Consider the following 15,579-nt stretch of genomic DNA (forward strand, 5'->3'; position numbering starts at 1 on the left):
GCCGTTTTTTCGTTGCGCCCTGCAGTCCGATGTCGCGCGCAAGCGCGCAATGACGTGCTCGCATCGGCGTCCACTGCCACGCGTGTGCGCCTCAGTACATCGCCGTTGAAGGCGGCCGCGCTGCGATTCTCGCGCTGCTTTGCGCAACTGCTTCGTATGGTGTTGCTGCGGCCAGGCGACGGCATGCAACTGCGCCGTTGCGGCGTAGTTATCGCCACCACTGGCTGGTAACGCTTACAGCCACGCTGCGCCTACTTTCGCGCTACGGACTCAAGCGCACGCGGTGTTTTGTGCCTGCATGTGGCTTGGTGTGTTTGCTGCAACGCACGGTGACAAGCCCCGCCACGCGTGACTAGGCTGCGTCCCGTGTTAGCGCTATCAGTCCTGCATTGCCCGCTGGTACGCGGTTGCATGCAGAGGCGCAGGGCGAGACACGTGGTGCAAGCGTACTGGTTGGGAAGGCAGTCGCAGGTGCGGTAGAGCGCCAGGTGCACGGCGCGTCCGTGAGGACGTGGCACGCACATGGCTTGCATCAGGGGGGATGCGCCGGCAGTCGAGGCGGCGGATCAGAGCAAGTGCTGTGCAGGGATGTATGTCGCGTGCCGTCCAGGCGCGTGGTCAGGCAAGCGCCGCGTCGCATTCCGCGACCACGGCCGTGGGTGTTGGACTCCAGACCCGAGGATAGATCGATGCGTCGTACGTTGAGCAAGTTCAAGTCGAAGGCCATGTTTACCTTCGTCGGTGGCATCCTGGTGATCAACCCCGCCTTTGCGCAGGACGTTGCCGCGCAGCAGGTGCCGCCACCGCAGTCCGGCGCCCAAACCGCCACCACCCTGGATGCGGTCAATGTCACCGGCATCCGCAGCAGCCTGGATCAGTCGATGGGCATCAAGCGCGATGCTGCCGGCGTGGTGGATGCGATCAGCGCCGAAGACATCGGCAAATTTCCCGATACCAATCTGGCCGAGTCGCTGCAACGCATCACCGGTATCTCGATCGAGCGCCGCGATGGCGAAGGCGCGCAGGTCACCGCGCGCGGCTTCGGCCCGCAGTTCAATACCGTCACCCTCAACGGCCGCCTGATTCCCGGTGCCGATGCGTTCGGTGCGCCGGGCCAGACTCCGATCGGTGGTGTGGATGTGGGCACGCGCGCGTTCAACTTCGCCCAGCTCGCCTCCGAAGCCATCACCGGCATCGAGGTGTTCAAGACCAGCCGTGCCACCGCGCCCAGCGGCGGCATCGGCGCCACCATCAACATCCAGACCGACAAGCCGTTCAATCACGAAGGCGTGGTGGCCAATGCCGGCGCCAAGATGGTGTCGGATCGTTCGCAGCCGTTCGGCGATTCGCTCACTCCTGAAGTCTCCGGCATCTTCAGCTATACCAATCCCGACAAGACCTTCGGCATCGGCCTGAGCGGTAGTTACCAGAAGCGCCACGGCGGCTCGGTGCAGGCCACCGAAAACACCTGGAACATCCAGCGCTGGACCGGCACCGACCCGGCCCTGCGCCCGGATGCGGTGGTGACCAACGCACCGGCGATCGGTCAGCTATACGGCATGCCCAACGATCTGCGCTATGCCTTTGCCGACTTCCAGCGCGAGCGCACCAATGGCCAGGCGGTGATGCAGTTCGCGCCCAGCGACAGCCTGACCCTGACCCTGGACTACACCTATTCGTCCAACGAAATCCGCGAAGAGCGCGGCGAGCAGGGCATCTGGCTGCAGCGCGCCAACAGCTTCACCGATCTGACCTTCGACACCGGCCAGGCGGTGGCCACCCCGGTGTATCTGCGCGACGTGCCCAACGGCGCCAAGGACTTCGGCATGGAGCAGCAGCGCAACGAGCAGAAGTACACGCTCGGCTCGCTCGGCTTCAATGCCGACTGGCAGGTGAGCGACCGCTTCCAGCTGTCCTTCGATGCGCACAACTCCAAGACCAAGAGCCTGCCCAACGACCCGGTCACCGGCGGCAGCGCCACGTACTTCAGTTTCGCCGGCACCAACAACTGCAGCAACGGCCCGTCCTGCGGCGGTCAATGGGGGCAGGAGCTGCGCTTCAACAATGGCCTGCCGATCGGCGCACGCACCTGGTATCCCACCGCGGCCGATTCCCTGGCTGGCACCAACGGCGTGCTCAACCCGGACTTCACCCCCGCCGAGCTTGGCTCGCAGGTCCTGCGCATCTTCTATCAATCGCAGGTCACCGAGATCAAGGAAGGCCGCATGGACGGCACCTTCGATTTCGAGGACGGGCGCTTCCAGTTCGGCGTGAGTACCGCCAATACCACCATGAACCGGCTTACCAGCGACACCAATTCCACGCTGGGTGACTGGGGCGTGGCCAACGCCGGCAACGAGCCCGGCATGCAGGCGCTGCTGCGGCCGGTGAGCATCACCGGCATGTTCAAGGACTTCAACGCCAATGGCGCCGCGCCCAATGCATGGCGCGGCGATGCCGATCAGCTGGCGCTGTGGGGTGGCAGCCAGTACGGCGCCACCACCCGCTACAACCCCCAATACAGCGCCGACAACCAGGTGGAAGAGAAGACCCGTGCCGCCTACGTGCAGCTGGAACTGAAGGGCGACATCTCCGGCATGACCACCAATACGCGGCTGGGCTTGCGCTACGAGCGCACCGATGTGGAATCCACCTCGCAGGTGGCCACGCCCACGGCGTTGTTGTGGCAAGCCAACAACGACTTCCAGCTGTTGCGCTCCACCGAGCAGCAGCCCTTCAGCGAGAAGACCAGCTACAACTACATCCTGCCCAATCTGGACTTCAGCATCGACATCTCCGATCAGCTGAAGGGGCGCGCCTCGTTCGGCCAGACCATCGCACGCGCGCCCTACAACAACCTGATCGCCGGCCCGACGCCGAATACGCCCAATGGCTCGATCCTGATCAACCCCTCCAACCGCGCCGGCGGCAGCTCGCAGAACCCGCAACTGGACCCGCTGGAATCGGACAACCTCGATCTGGCGCTGGAGTGGTACTTCGCCGATGCCAGCTACGTGTCGGCCACGTTCTGGAACAAGCGCGTCAGCAACTTCATCGGCAACACGGTCTCGCGCGAATCCCTGTACGGGCTGAGCGATCCCACCTCCGGTCCTGACGCGCAGGCCGCGCTGGCGTTCCTGCAGAGCGGCGCCTGTGCGGCGCAGGTGGGCGCCTCCGGCAACGACGTCGCGGCGGCGTGCTCGGCCAACGACACCTCACTGTTTGCGGCGATGGCGCTGCTGCGCAATGCCGCTGCCACCGGCGGGCTGGCCGCCTACAACGGCAGCTCGGCGCAGAGCCTGGCACTGGAGAACGCCTACGACATCGTCGGCAATGCCTCCGATCCGCTGTATCAGTTCGACGTGTCGCGCCCGGTCAACCAGAACAAGGCCAACATCCACGGCTGGGAATTGGGCGGGCAGTACTTCTTCGACAGCACCGGCTTCGGCATCTACGCCAACTACACCATCGTCGAAGGCGATGTGGGCTTCGACAACACGGTGATCGATCGCGACCAGTTCGCGCTGCTTGGCCTCAGCGACACCGCCAACGTGATGCTGATGTACGAAAAATACGGCTGGAGCGCGCGCCTGGCCTGGAACTGGCGCGACGAGTATCTGATCGCCGCCAACCAGGACAATGCCAACCGCAATCCGTACTACGTCGAGGCGTATCAGCAGTGGGACCTCAGCGTCAGCTACAGCTTCAGCAAGCAACTTTCCGTGGGCTTTGAGGCGATCAACCTCACCGGCGAAGACGTGCGTTGGCATGGGCGCTCGGACAAGCAGATCATCCGCCTGATCGACCAGCAGCCACGCTACACGCTGGGTGTGCGTTACGCGTTCTGACCCACCGGCTGCGCTCACTTCCCTCCCGGTGAGCGCAGCCGGTGCCTGGTGGGGCCGATGCCGACGTGCGGGCTGGTGCGGGCCAGTCGCGCGCTTTTTCGAAGGCGGCCGGCGAGCGTTCGCTGGCTGCGCCACGTGGCCGCATCGAGTCGTCAGCCTGCGTGGCACCGGTCCGGCGGCCGCAACCGCAGGCGCGAGCTGGATGCCGCCGCGCATCCCTTGGTGTCGCCGGCACACGCGGCGCTTGCTTGCACCCACACACGGCCGCCGCCGGGTCACCCCGGCGATGTAGGTTGCTGCAGGCCTGGTCCCGATGCTGCTGTGCCGCTTGCCGGTCTGCCGCTTTTTGGCAATGCTCGCCACCAGCAAGTGCGGTACCTGGCCGCGCGATCGACGCATTCCACGCAATGCGGTACTCCGTGGCGGAGCACCGTTGGAGTTTCAGATGACGCGATACGCAGTGCTCAACAATGTGGCGCATCACGATCTACGCGTCGTGCTGCGCTTCGGTGCCGAGTTCGGCGATGCGCTCGGCCTGGTGCCGGCATTCGTCACCGAATACGCCGAGCTGCAGCGCGAGTACCCGCTGTTCTTTCGCAAGGATCCAGCCACCGGCGGCTACCAGTCGGTGGCGCTGCTGGGCTTTGCACAGGACGAGAATCTGTTTCTGCAGGACGGCCGTTGGACTGCCAGCTATCTGCCCGGCATCGTCGCCAAGGGCCCGTTTCTGATCGGCTTCCAGGAGCAGCGCATCGAGGGCGCCTTGGTGCAGGAGCCGGTGATCCACGTCGATCTGGAGCACCCGCGCATCAGCCGTCACGAAGGCGAGGCGGTCTTTCTTCCGCAGGGCGGCCATAGCCCGTACCTGGAGCACATCATCGGTGTATTGCGCGGCATCCGCGACGGTGTGGATGCCGGCCAGGCGATGGCGGCCGCACTGGATGCGTTGGGGCTGATCCAGCCGGTGCAGCTGGATGTCACGCTGGATGCCACCCACGCCACCAAGCTGGAAGGCCTGTTCGCCATCGACCGCGAGCGGCTTGCCGCACTCGATGCGTCCTCGTTGCAGCAACTGCATCGGGCCGGCTATCTGGAGGCTGCGTTCCTGATGCTGGCCTCGCTGCACAACGTGCGTCGGCTGATGGCCGAGAAGCAGCGCCGCCTGCAGCAGGCGCACACTGCGTCTGCGACTGCTGCGTTCGCCTGAGCGCATGACGACCGGCGCAGCCTTCTCCTCACTCGCGGCCGTCGCCGAGCGCAGCGATTGCCACCCCGACGCACTGCCGCTTGCCGCGCTGTGCGATGCCGCCGAGCCGGTGGTGCTGCGTGGCGTCGCACGCGACTGGTCGCTGGTGCAGGCCGGGCTGCGCAGCCCCGAGGAGGCGATGGCGCTGCTGCGCGCGCACGATAGTGGACGCCCCCTGCAGTATTCCCGCGGCGGCCCGGAGATCGCCGGCCGGCCGTTCTATACCGACGATTGCAGTGCGCTGAATTTCGAGGTGCAGCGCGGTAGCCTGAGCAGCTTGCTGGAGGCGATCGTGACGCATCGCGACGACCCGCAGCCGCCTACCTATTATCTGGCGTCGTTGCCTATTGACGATAATCTCCCGGGCTTGCGCGCAGGCAATGATCTGGATTTCGCCGCCAGCGGCATCGCGGTGCAGCCGAGTATCTGGATCGGTAATCGCGTCATTGCTTCCTGCCATTACGATGCGCCCAACAACCTGGCCTGCTGCGCGGTGGGGCAACGTCGCTTCACGCTGTTTCCGCCCGAGCAGGTGGCCAACCTGTATCCCGGCCCGCTGGATCCCACGCCGGGCGGGCAGGTCGTGAGCATGGTGGATATCGCCAATCCGGATCTGCTGCGGTATCCACGCTTTGCCCAGGCGCTGGCGCAGGCGCGCACCGTTGTGCTGGAGCCGGGCGATGCAGTGTTCATTCCCGGCATGTGGTGGCATCACGTGCAATCGCTGCAGCCATTCAACGTGCTGGTCAACTACTGGTGGAGCAGTGTGCCCGCGCATCTGCCGTCGCCGATGCCCGCGCTGTATCACGCGCTGTGGGCCATCCGCGACCGCCCGGCAGCGGAGAAGGAGGCCTGGCGCGCCCTGTTCGACTACTACGTGTTCGGCCCTGCCGAGCGCGCGGGCGAGCACCTGCCCGAGCAGGCACGGCATGCGCTGGGCCCGATCGACCCCACGCTGGCGCGACAGCTGCGCGCGCTGTTGCTCGGCAGGCTCAACCGCTGATGCGCGCGATCGGCTCCAAGGCCACTGGCCGGACAACTGCGCAGCTGCCGGGTGGGCAGGGCCGATGTGCGGCATTGGCAGGCGCCACGCGCGCGTTCCGCTCCCTGCGGGCCACCCGCGTTGTCCAGACGATCGATCAAGACCTCACCCCGGATCCATCACCCAGGAGCGCGCAGTGAGCCAGGCCCCGATTCGCAAGATCGTCATCGCCGGCGGCGGCACCGCTGGCTGGATCGCCGCCTGCGCACTGTCGCATCAATTTCGCGAGCTGCTGGAGATCACCCTGGTCGAGTCCGAGCAGATCGGTACCGTGGGTGTGGGCGAATCCACCGTGCCGCCGATCCGCAGCTTCCATCGCTTTCTGCAGATCGACGAGCAGGAGTTCCTGCGCGCGGTGGCCGGCACCTTCAAGTTGTCGATCTCCTTCGAGCATTGGCGCCGCCAGGGCGAGCGCTATATCCATCCGTTCGGCATCACCGGGCAAAGCACGCTGGTGTGCGCCTTCCACCATCTGTGGCTGGAGAGCCAGCGCCGCGGCATGCCGGGCAGCTTTGGCGATTACTGCCTGGAAACCGTGGCTTCGCGCGTCGACCGTTTCGCCTTGCTGCGCGAGCCTGTGGTCAACTATGCCTATCACCTGGATGCCGCGCTGTATGCCAGGTTCCTGCGCACGCGCAGCGAAGCCTGTGGCGTCAGGCGTATCGAGGGCAGGATCCAGCAGGTGACATTGCAGCCGGACAGTGGCGATGTCGCCAGCCTGCTGCTGGAAGACGGGCAGGTGCTCGAGGGCGACCTGTTCATCGATTGCAGCGGTTTTCGCGGCCTGCTGATCGAGCAGGCGTTGCACACCGGTTACGAAGACTGGAGCCATTGGTTGCCGTGCGATCGCGCCGTTGCGGTGCAGACCGACGCGCTTGGCCCGCCGGTGCCGTACACCCGCGCCATCGCGCACGAAGCCGGATGGCGCTGGCATATCCCGCTGCAGCATCGCGTCGGGAATGGTCTGGTCTTTTCCAGCAAACACCTGTCCGACGACGAGGCGCATGCCAAGTTGCTACGCGATGTGGCCGCGCCTGCGCTGAAAGACCCCTGGCTGGTGCCGTTCCGCACCGGCCGCCGCCTCAAGGCCTGGAACAAAAACGTGGTGTCGCTGGGCCTGGCCAGCGGCTTTATCGAGCCGCTGGAATCTACCAGCATCCATCTCACCATCGCCGCCGTGGTGCGCCTGATCAGCTTGTTCCCGGCCGATGGCATTGCGCCCTCGCAGGTGGAGCTGTTCAACGACATCAGCCGCGCCGAAATGGAACATGTGCGCGACTTCATCATCCTGCATTACCACGCCACCCAGCGCGAGGAACCGCTATGGCGGCAATGCCGCGCGATGGAGCTGCCCGAATCGCTGGCGCTGCGCCTGCGCGCCTGGCGCGAACGCGCACACGCCTGGCAAGCGGCCGATGAACTGTTCCGCGTCGACTCCTGGACCCATGTGCTGATAGGGCAGGGCATCCTGCCCGAGCAGCATCACCCACTGGCGCGTGCGCTGTCCGATCGCGACCTGCGTCGCCTGCTGGACGGCATCGCCCAGCCGATCCGGCACGCGGTGGAGCAGATGCCGTCGCAGCAGGCGTTTATCGACGCGTATTGCAAGGCAGGTGCGGGCGTGTGGGGCCTGCGCAGTCCGGTGCTGACGTAGAGCGGCTGGCAAGGCTGGGGCGCCGCCGGCAGGCAGGCGCAGCCGCTGCCCAAAACCGGCACGGCGCCAGCACGTCCTGGCGCGGCTCGGCAACGCGACACGGACGGCATGCTCCGCACAGTCGGCAAGGCAGGCCGGTACGGGCAGTCGGCGCGTGCCAGACCAATGTAGGAGCGCGCTTGCGCGCGATTCGATTGAGCGTCACCGGAAACGCTCGTCGCGCCCTTCCACCCCGGTTCCGAGCGCGCCGTCCACGTCCACCTGGCGACTGCTTGCTACGTGTTAGCCGCTCTTGGGCACACGAGACCACAGATCCAGTGTCGCCTGCTGTGTCGTGCCCGCTCTGCACGATGTCTGGTGATTGCGTGCCGCTTGATAGCGATTGGCGATATCACCGCCGGATACGGGTCGAATGCGCTGATGACAGTGCGCAGCCGGATCCATCGCTACAGTGCCCAACTGCTTCGCTACAAGCGCATCAGATCCTTGCCGACCACAATCGGCCCGGCATAGTGCTTGCGCGCGCCCTCGCTCCACATCGCATCGGTGATCGTGGGGTCGCCGCCAGGCACAAAGTGATTGAGCACCAGCATCCTTGCGTTGGCCGCTGAAGCGATCCTGCCGACTTCCTCGCTGGTGGAATGGCTCTTGAGCAGATGGTCGAGCAAGGTCGGTGCGTTGTCGTTGGTCTTGAGCATCTTTTCCAGCGCGGGCAGGTACATCACCTCGTGCACCAGGATGTCGGTGTCCTTTGCGAATTCGGCCAGTGCAGGCAGGTAGCGCGTGTCGCCGGAGAACACCACCGTGCGGTCGCGCGCGGCGAAACGGTAGGCGAACGCCGGCTTGAGCGTGTAGTGATCCACCAGCGTCGCGGTGACGGTGACCTGGTCGTTCTGCAGCACCGTGCCGGGCTGGTCAAACTCGTGCACATGGATCAGCTGCTTGAACGGCGGGCGGCCTTCTTCGCGGATGCGCGCATCGATGTCGATGGCATTCATCTCGACAAAGGCATCCACCATCCTGGCGATACCGGGCGGGCCGTACAAATGCACCGGCGTCTGCAGTCCGCTGGCCCACGCCAGCCAGACCACGTTGAGCAGGTCGGCGTTGTGGTCGGAGTGGTGATGGGTCAGAAAGATGTCGCGCAGCGCAGGCAGGCGGATGCCGGCCTTGGCCAGTTGCTGTGCAACGCCATTGCCGCAGTCGATCAGGTAGGGCTGCCCGTCGATGACCAGCGCGTTGGCGGCCGCGGCGCGCAGCGGTGATGGCGTGGGGCCGCCCTTGGTGCCGAGCAGCACCAGCACGCTGCCCTTGGCCGGGAAGGGCGCCGGTGACGCCGGGTCTGACGGCGCAGGGTCTTCCTTCGGTGCGCGCCGTAGTGCGGCACCGAGCTGGCTCGTCACGCTCAGCGTGGCCACTGCCAGCGCGATGCGCAGCACCTGGCGACGGGAAGAGCGTGGCGAAGAGGCGGACATGACGGCTCCTGTCGAAGCGGGGGAGAGGATGTGCCAGGGGGGCGTGGCACTGACTCAGACTAGCGTGGGGCTGCCAGGTTTGCGAATGGCTCACGTAAACCTCGGCACTGGCATGCCCGCGCCCGATGCAGGAGAGCTGCACCTGCGATGCACGCGGTGCGTGCACTGCTCGGTCCGATGGCCCGCCCCGAATCGGCTACGCGGATCCATCCGTTGCCTTCCAACGGTGGGCTTGCATCGATTGCCTTCAGAGTTCCCGTGCGATGAACGCGTTCAACGCAGGCGAACGATAAAACGCCATGCATTGCGCGAAGATCCTGTTGAACGGGCCGCGGCGGGCTTCGTCCTTCATCGGCACTTCGGCGTGATGGAAGTCTGCCGTCTGCTCGGCCACGAAACGATGCAGGCGGTCGGTGGCACCGGTCTTGGCATTGTCGAGCGCATAGGTCGTCAGCAGATACGAGCGATCGCGCAGCTGGTCTGACGTGTATTTGCCGCTACGCTCATAGTTGTTGTCCAGGCACAGCTGCAGCGCGTAGGCCTTGACGTCGTCGCGATTGGCGGGTTTGCCGGCTGCATGGGCGGTGACCTGTAGCGACAAGGCCAGGAGTGCAGCTACGGCGATGACACAAGGAGTGCGTTGAACGGGCATGCCGATCCAGGTGAAGGACGAGCTGCCAAGTCTGCATCATCCGGGCACTGCAGATGAAGTGCATCACGACTGACGCGCGTGACCGATGGGGTCCAAAGGTCAGCGCACAAAACATCAACCCGTACAGATCGATCCACACAGCACATCAAGCAATCGACCACACTCTGCACAGGCCAGGCGCAGTCGCACGTGGCAGGCGCTACCCGCCTGCCACGCACATCGCCCGCTTACGGGCCGAAGTAGGTGGAAATGCTGGAATACACGTCCGAGAAGCGCGAGTAGTAATCCGGATCGGTCTGCGCGGTGCAGAACGAGTAGCCGCCGTACAAGCCGCCGCGCAGCTGGTAGGCGCCACCGCTGGCGACGGTGAACAGGCCCGAGCCGGACGAGCCGCCCTCGGTGACGCCATCGTTCCAGACCACACGGTACAGCGGGCTCTTGCCGTCGATGCTGGTGCTCAGCCCATTGACGGTGCCCAGCGAATACTTCTTGACGTCACCGGACGGGTGGTGGATGCCGACGATCGAGGTGCCGGTCGCGCCGATCGCCGCGCTGTTCCATGCCGCATAGAACGCGCCGCTTGGCGGTGCGGTCTTCAGTTCCAGCAACGCGGTATCGCGCGTGGTGTTGGCGTGGCGCAGGAATGCACCGCCGGTCAAGGTGGTGGCCTGCGAGCTGGCGGTATTGCCGTTGCAGGTGGCCGCGTCGTAGAACCAGTAGGTCTGCAGTGTGTTGGCGACCGTCTGCGTACTGATGCAATGCGCTGCAGTCCAGAACAGGTTGCGCTTGGGCGAGTTGGTGTTGTTGAGCAGCGTGCCGGTGCACAGGAACGAGCCCTGGCTGGTGGTGAACACCATGCGCGCCACCGCCTTTGCGGCATTGGTGAAGCCGGCGGTGGGATTGGCGCGGCAGACGATATCGTTCTGGCAGGAGTCGCTCTCGCCGATGGCGATGGTCATCATGTCGCGCGCGCTGGCGGTGGGGCTGATGTCCAGGTGCGACAGCTGCGGGATGCTCAAGCTGAAGTTCTCCGGATACTGGCCGGCCGGCAGCGACAGCTCCACCAACAGATTCTCGCCGCTGACGGTCGGCGACCAGCCGATGGCGTCGCCGCTGGCGGAGAAGCTGGCACCGGATTGCTCGAACACCCGGCCATCGTCGCCGGCAAAGCGCAGCGTCACCTTGGACGGATCGCCCGGCGTGGCGCCGGCACCACGCAGGATCAGCGATGCACGCAGCGAGGCCGCCTGCGCGGAGCCGACCTTCAAGGTCGCCACGCGTGAGCCGTCTTTGGCCATCTGCCAATCAAGCGTGGCCAGATTCACCAAAGGCTTGGCAACCGCGCGCGAAAACCCGATCTGCAAGGGCTGCCCATGTTTGACCTGTGCGATGCGACGCTCACGCACGCGACCGATCTCGGTGCTGGTGGGCGCAGTGAGTTGCACCACACGCGTGGGCAGGATGCCGCCACGCAGACTTGCCGACTGCAACGTCGCTGCGCCGAGCTTGGCCGCCTGCGGCGCGGTACTCACCGGTGCCGCATCCATTTCGGTCGGCGGCGTTGCCAGTGCAGCGCCGGAAACGGCGGAAAACAGCGCCAGGTACAAGGCATTTTTGCGATTCATGGGTAGTCCTTCTCATCAGGGAACGACAGGCTGCAGCGGGGGCCACAGCGTGCGGGCGCCATCGTTGGCGCCGAACGAGACTAGCGAATGTTTAAAGCTGAATATGTGCTGAAAATCTCGTTCAGAGATTGGCGGTCGATAAAAAGATAATCGTGTTTTGCACGCAGCAGTTGACGTGTGCGCGCCTGCCAGTGGCCTTGCGCATGCGCATGGCGCCGCATATCTGCAACACGTACGCCGCTCTACCTGCGGCAACTGCGGTCGCGCAGCGCACCGGCAGCGCCGCCTTGATCAAGCTGTCAGGCGATGCAGGTAGCTACGCTGCATGCGGGATGGCGAGCGCGCATAACCTTGGCGGGCTTTAACAAGGTGCGCTCAACGTTCCTGCAAGCAGGCATGTCGCCGCACGCCGGCAGCCAGCAGCAAGGCTGCATATCGGCTCGCGACGTATTACTCCAACGCGTCGCTGGCGCGGAAGTCGGTCGAGCGACCGCTGGCTTTCAAAAACGCCAACACTGCAAGCCCGACCACCATCCAGGCCGTGCCGCCGAGTTGCGCATGCCGGTCAGCATTGATCAGCACATAGGCCAGGATCACGATGCCGATCAACGGCGTGGCGACATGCAACAGCACGCGGCGGCCCTGTCCGCGGAAATGCCACAGCACCGCCACGTGCAACAGGATGAAGGCGGTCAGTGCGCCGACATTGCACAACGAGGACAGCAGCGCGATCTGTCCGACGAAGACTTCGCCCAGCACCATGCTCAGGCCTGCCACCAGCAGGATGGCGCGCTGCGGCACGCCGGTGCGTGGATGGATGTAGCGCAGAAAGGCCGGCAGCTGGCGGTCGCGCGCCATGGCGAACAACAGGCGCGAGGTGGCGGCCTGCGCCACCAACGCGTTGGCGATCGCCGCACTGATCGCGACCGTGAGTGCAATGACGATCTGCAACCACGGCCCGGCGATCAGGCGCCCGATCTCGAAGAACGCATCGTTGGAGGCCTGCGCGTCGGGATAGCGTTGCAGGGTGGGCTGCAGCAGCGCGGCCAGCCAGGTCTGCAGCACGAACAAGCCCGCCACCAGCAACAGCGCCAGCAGGGTCGCGCGCCCGACCACGCGATTGCCGCCACGGGCTTCTTCGGACAGCGTGGAGATCGCATCGAAGCCCAGGAACGACACCACCGCCACCGACAAGGCGCTGAAGATCAGCTGCGGCGAAAAGGCCTGCGGGTTGTAGAACGGACGCAGGTTCCAGTGCGCACCATTGACGCCACGCTGGATCGCCAGGCTGGCCAGCACCACGAACACCGCCAGCACCACCAGCTGCGCGTAGAGGAAGAAGCGATTGGCACGCGCGGTGGTTTCAATGCCGCGCAGGTTGACCAGCGTGTTGAACACCACGAAGAAGGCGATCCACGCCGGCTGCGGCAGCGCCGGCAATACGTTGTGCATGGCGTTGGCGCCGACCACGTAGAGCAGGGTGGGCACCAGCAGATAATCCAGCAGGATCGCCCAGCCGGCCAGAAAGCCCATGCCGCTGCTCAGGCCGCGTCCCACATACGCATACACCGAGCCGGCGACCGGAAACGCCTGCGACATCTGCTGGTAGCTCAACGCGGTGAACAGCATCGCCACGAAGCCGAGCAGATAGGTCAGCGGCACCATCCCGGCGCTGATGTCGAACACGCCGCCGAAAATGGAGAACGGCGCGGTCGGCACCATGAATACCAGCCCGTAGATCAGCAGGTCCTTGAGCGTCAGCTGCCGCTTGAGCTCCTGGGTGTAGCCAAAGCGTTCCAGCGCGGCCGCATCGTTGCGGCGGGGGGTGTCGGTCATGCAGGTGTCCGCTGAAAGGGATGCCGGGTCGCGACGCAGGCGCCGTGGGAGCGTCTGCACGTCGATGCTGCAGTGCAGCCAGCTGACTGGCATTGTGACGATAATGTGGCCGCCAAGCCCATCCATTGGTAAAAATGCTAGGTTTTCCATGCCGGATGTCATCCAGCGGCGTACGTCGACACCGAAGGACCCCACATGTTCGACACTCTGGCCAGCCTGGGCCGCGACCTGCAGGCGCTGCACACGCTCAATGCCTGCCTGGACCGGGTGTTTTCCGACGTCTGCGGGCTGGGCTTCCAGTCCCTGGTCTACGACTACGCGCCGGTCCCGCTGAGTCTGGAAGGGGCATTGATCACCCCGTCGGTGTTCATGCAGCGCAATGCGCCGGGCGACATGCAGCACATCTGGTGCGAGCACGGCTATTACCAGCATGACCCGGTGCAGCAGCGTGCGACGCGCCGCACCACGCCATTTGTGTGGTCCTACCGCAGCGACGGCGAGATGGAGGGCGTGGAATACGTCGGCAGCCAGCATCGGCAGGTCACGCGTTATCTGTGCGATAGCGGTATGGGAACCGGTGTCACCGTGCCCCTGCACCTGCCGGGTGGCGCGTTCGCGACATTCAGCGCTGCGGTCGATGCGGTCGCGGCCGAGGCGCCACGGCTGGCCGAAGCGCAGCTGTCGCCATTCCTGCTGCTGGCGCATACCTTCCAGGCACGCGCGCAGGAACTGCTCGATCCGCAGGAACGCCGCTGCCACCACATCGCGCTGACCCGCCGCGAGCGCGAATGCCTGCAGTATTCGGCAAAAGGGCTGACAGCCAAGAGCATCGCCGCTGCGCTCAACCGTTCCACCGCCACGGTGAACCTGCATCTGAACTCGGCAGCGCGCAAGCTGGGCGCGCGCAATCGCGTCGAGGCCGTCGTGCGCGGCATGCACTATCGATTGCTGGAGCCGTAAGCGCGGCGTGTTCAGCGACTGCGACGGCAAGCCGCGATAGGCGATTTCCCTGTGGTGGAAGTTTGTGATCGGCAGGTGCAATCGCTGCACGGGTTGGTGCCCGTCCTGGCGACCGATGATGCGCCCGGCCGCCCGCGCAGCCGGCCCCGAGCTTCGAAAGCGCCACGAACCTGTGAGTTTTGCCAGTTAACGCGCGGCGGTTGCCTCGCTAGGCTCGGCGCTCATTCTTGCCGTTAGCAGGCGCAGGTCATGCAGTCCACCGAGGGTTACGTCGAATTCCGTGGGTACCGGACCTGGTACCGCATCACCGGCGACCTGCGCAGCGACGCCTGCCCGCTGATCGTGCTGCACGGCGGCCCCGGCTGCACCCATGACTATGTGGACAGCTTCAAGGACCTGGCAGCCAATGGCCGCGCGGTGATCCATTACGACCAGCTCGGCAACGGCAAGTCCACCCATCTTCCCGATGCAGACCCCGGTTTCTGGACGGTGGGGCTGTTTCTGGACGAGTTGCAGGCCTTGATCACGCAGTTGGGACTGTCGCAATACGCGCTGCTCGGGCAGTCCTGGGGCGGGATGCTGGCGGCCGAGCATGCGGTGCGGCGGCCGGCCGGCCTGCGTGCGCTGGTGATTGCCAACTCCCCGGCATCGATGGGCTTGTGGCGCGCTGCGGCGCTGCGGCTGCGCGCGCGCCTGCCCGAGGACATCCAGGCGGCGCTGGACGCGCACGAAGCGGCCGGCACCCTGGACGACCCGGCCTATCGCGCCGCAAGCCAGGTGTTCTACGCCCAGCACGTCTGCCGCGTGCTGCCGTGGCCTGCCGAAGTGGCGCGCACCTTCGCCGCCATCGATGCCGACCCGACCGTGTATCACGCCATGAACGGCCCGACCGAATTCCACGTGGTCGGCAGCCTGCGCAACTGGAGCATCATCGAGCGCTTGCACCGCATCAACGCGCCCACGCTGGTGCTGTCGGGCAAGTACGACGAGGCCACACCGGAAACGGTGGAGCCGTACGCACGCCTGATTCCGGACGCGCGGTGGCATGTGTTCGCCAATTCCAGCCATATGCCGCATGTGGAAGAACGCCCGGCGTGCATGCGCCTGGTCGGCAACTTCCTCGACGACCAGACGCCGTGGCCCGGCGAGCAGCTGGTGCATGCCTCCCTGCAGGCCAGCCGCGCTGTTTGAGTGGATGGGGTGGGGTGGGTGTATGTAAGTGCCGTGAAGCTGAGCGTGCC

Annotated in this window: 10 protein-coding genes; 6 read left to right on the top strand and 4 right to left on the bottom strand. The window is 65.4% G+C overall.

The annotated features are described in order from the left end of the window. Positions 1-689 precede the first annotated feature (689 nt). From ABQ137_RS12135 to ABQ137_RS12150, 4 genes are all read left to right on the top strand, one after another. Positions 690-3,848 (top strand): TonB-dependent receptor, encoded by a 3,159-nt coding sequence (locus tag ABQ137_RS12135; RefSeq protein ID WP_024938719.1) that lies wholly within the window; start codon positions 690-692, stop codon positions 3,846-3,848. Positions 3,849-4,293: 445 nt separating this feature from the next. Then, positions 4,294-5,055, top strand: a complete 762-nt coding sequence (locus tag ABQ137_RS12140) for a SapC family protein (RefSeq protein ID WP_046346016.1) — start codon at positions 4,294-4,296, stop codon at positions 5,053-5,055. A 4-nt stretch (positions 5,056-5,059) separates the two neighbouring features. Then, positions 5,060-6,097, top strand: coding sequence for a cupin-like domain-containing protein (locus ABQ137_RS12145; RefSeq protein ID WP_349782642.1), 1,038 nt, complete (start codon positions 5,060-5,062; stop codon positions 6,095-6,097). 175 nt (positions 6,098-6,272) lie between these two features. Then, positions 6,273-7,790, top strand: coding sequence for a tryptophan halogenase family protein (locus ABQ137_RS12150; protein ID WP_349782644.1), 1,518 nt, complete (start codon positions 6,273-6,275; stop codon positions 7,788-7,790). 467 nt (positions 7,791-8,257) lie between these two features. Here ABQ137_RS12150 and ABQ137_RS12155 read toward each other — a convergent pair whose 3' ends face one another. From ABQ137_RS12155 to ABQ137_RS12170, 4 genes are all read right to left on the bottom strand, one after another. Next, on the bottom strand, positions 8,258-9,265 hold the full coding sequence (locus tag ABQ137_RS12155) for an MBL fold metallo-hydrolase (RefSeq protein WP_184518347.1): 1,008 nt from the start codon (positions 9,263-9,265) through the stop codon (positions 8,258-8,260). 247 nt (positions 9,266-9,512) lie between these two features. Beyond that, a complete protein-coding gene (locus ABQ137_RS12160) occupies positions 9,513-9,917 on the bottom strand; it encodes a hypothetical protein (protein ID WP_104594501.1) in 405 nt (134 codons plus the stop codon). 227 nt (positions 9,918-10,144) lie between these two features. Then, positions 10,145-11,542 (bottom strand): trypsin-like serine peptidase, encoded by a 1,398-nt coding sequence (locus ABQ137_RS12165; protein ID WP_065032591.1) that lies wholly within the window; start codon positions 11,540-11,542, stop codon positions 10,145-10,147. 450 nt (positions 11,543-11,992) lie between these two features. Then, complete coding sequence (locus ABQ137_RS12170; RefSeq protein ID WP_184518353.1) at positions 11,993-13,378, bottom strand: APC family permease; 1,386 nt, start codon at positions 13,376-13,378, stop codon at positions 11,993-11,995. 195 nt (positions 13,379-13,573) lie between these two features. On the opposite strand from ABQ137_RS12170, the gene ABQ137_RS12175 reads away from it, so the two are divergent. Continuing rightward, positions 13,574-14,338, top strand: coding sequence for a LuxR family transcriptional regulator (locus tag ABQ137_RS12175; RefSeq protein ID WP_016904441.1), 765 nt, complete (start codon positions 13,574-13,576; stop codon positions 14,336-14,338). A gap of 249 nt (positions 14,339-14,587) precedes the next feature. Further along, positions 14,588-15,529 carry a proline iminopeptidase-family hydrolase gene (locus ABQ137_RS12180; RefSeq protein WP_039813374.1) on the top strand — a complete coding sequence of 314 codons (942 nt, stop codon included), beginning with the start codon at positions 14,588-14,590 and terminating at the stop codon, positions 15,527-15,529. Positions 15,530-15,579: the final 50 nt, after the last annotated feature.

It is taken from the genome of Xanthomonas sp. WHRI 8393 (assembly GCF_040203315.1).
GTDB classification, from domain to species: domain Bacteria; phylum Pseudomonadota; class Gammaproteobacteria; order Xanthomonadales; family Xanthomonadaceae; genus Xanthomonas; species Xanthomonas arboricola.

Excerpts from the sequence above, each read along its gene's own strand:
- ABQ137_RS12135 (WP_024938719.1), top strand. The coding sequence starts at position 690 with ATGCGTCGTACGTTGAGCAAGTTCAAGTCGAAGGCCATGTTTACCTTC.
- ABQ137_RS12140 (WP_046346016.1), top strand. The coding sequence starts at position 4,294 with ATGACGCGATACGCAGTGCTCAACAATGTGGCGCATCACGATCTACGC.
- ABQ137_RS12145 (WP_349782642.1), top strand. The coding sequence starts at position 5,060 with ATGACGACCGGCGCAGCCTTCTCCTCACTCGCGGCCGTCGCCGAGCGC.
- ABQ137_RS12155 (WP_184518347.1), bottom strand. The coding sequence starts at position 9,265 with ATGTCCGCCTCTTCGCCACGCTCTTCCCGTCGCCAGGTGCTGCGCATC.
- ABQ137_RS12160 (WP_104594501.1), bottom strand. The coding sequence starts at position 9,917 with ATGCCCGTTCAACGCACTCCTTGTGTCATCGCCGTAGCTGCACTCCTG.
- ABQ137_RS12165 (WP_065032591.1), bottom strand. The coding sequence starts at position 11,542 with ATGAATCGCAAAAATGCCTTGTACCTGGCGCTGTTTTCCGCCGTTTCC.
- ABQ137_RS12170 (WP_184518353.1), bottom strand. The coding sequence starts at position 13,378 with ATGACCGACACCCCCCGCCGCAACGATGCGGCCGCGCTGGAACGCTTT.
- ABQ137_RS12175 (WP_016904441.1), top strand. The coding sequence starts at position 13,574 with ATGTTCGACACTCTGGCCAGCCTGGGCCGCGACCTGCAGGCGCTGCAC.
- ABQ137_RS12180 (WP_039813374.1), top strand. The coding sequence starts at position 14,588 with ATGCAGTCCACCGAGGGTTACGTCGAATTCCGTGGGTACCGGACCTGG.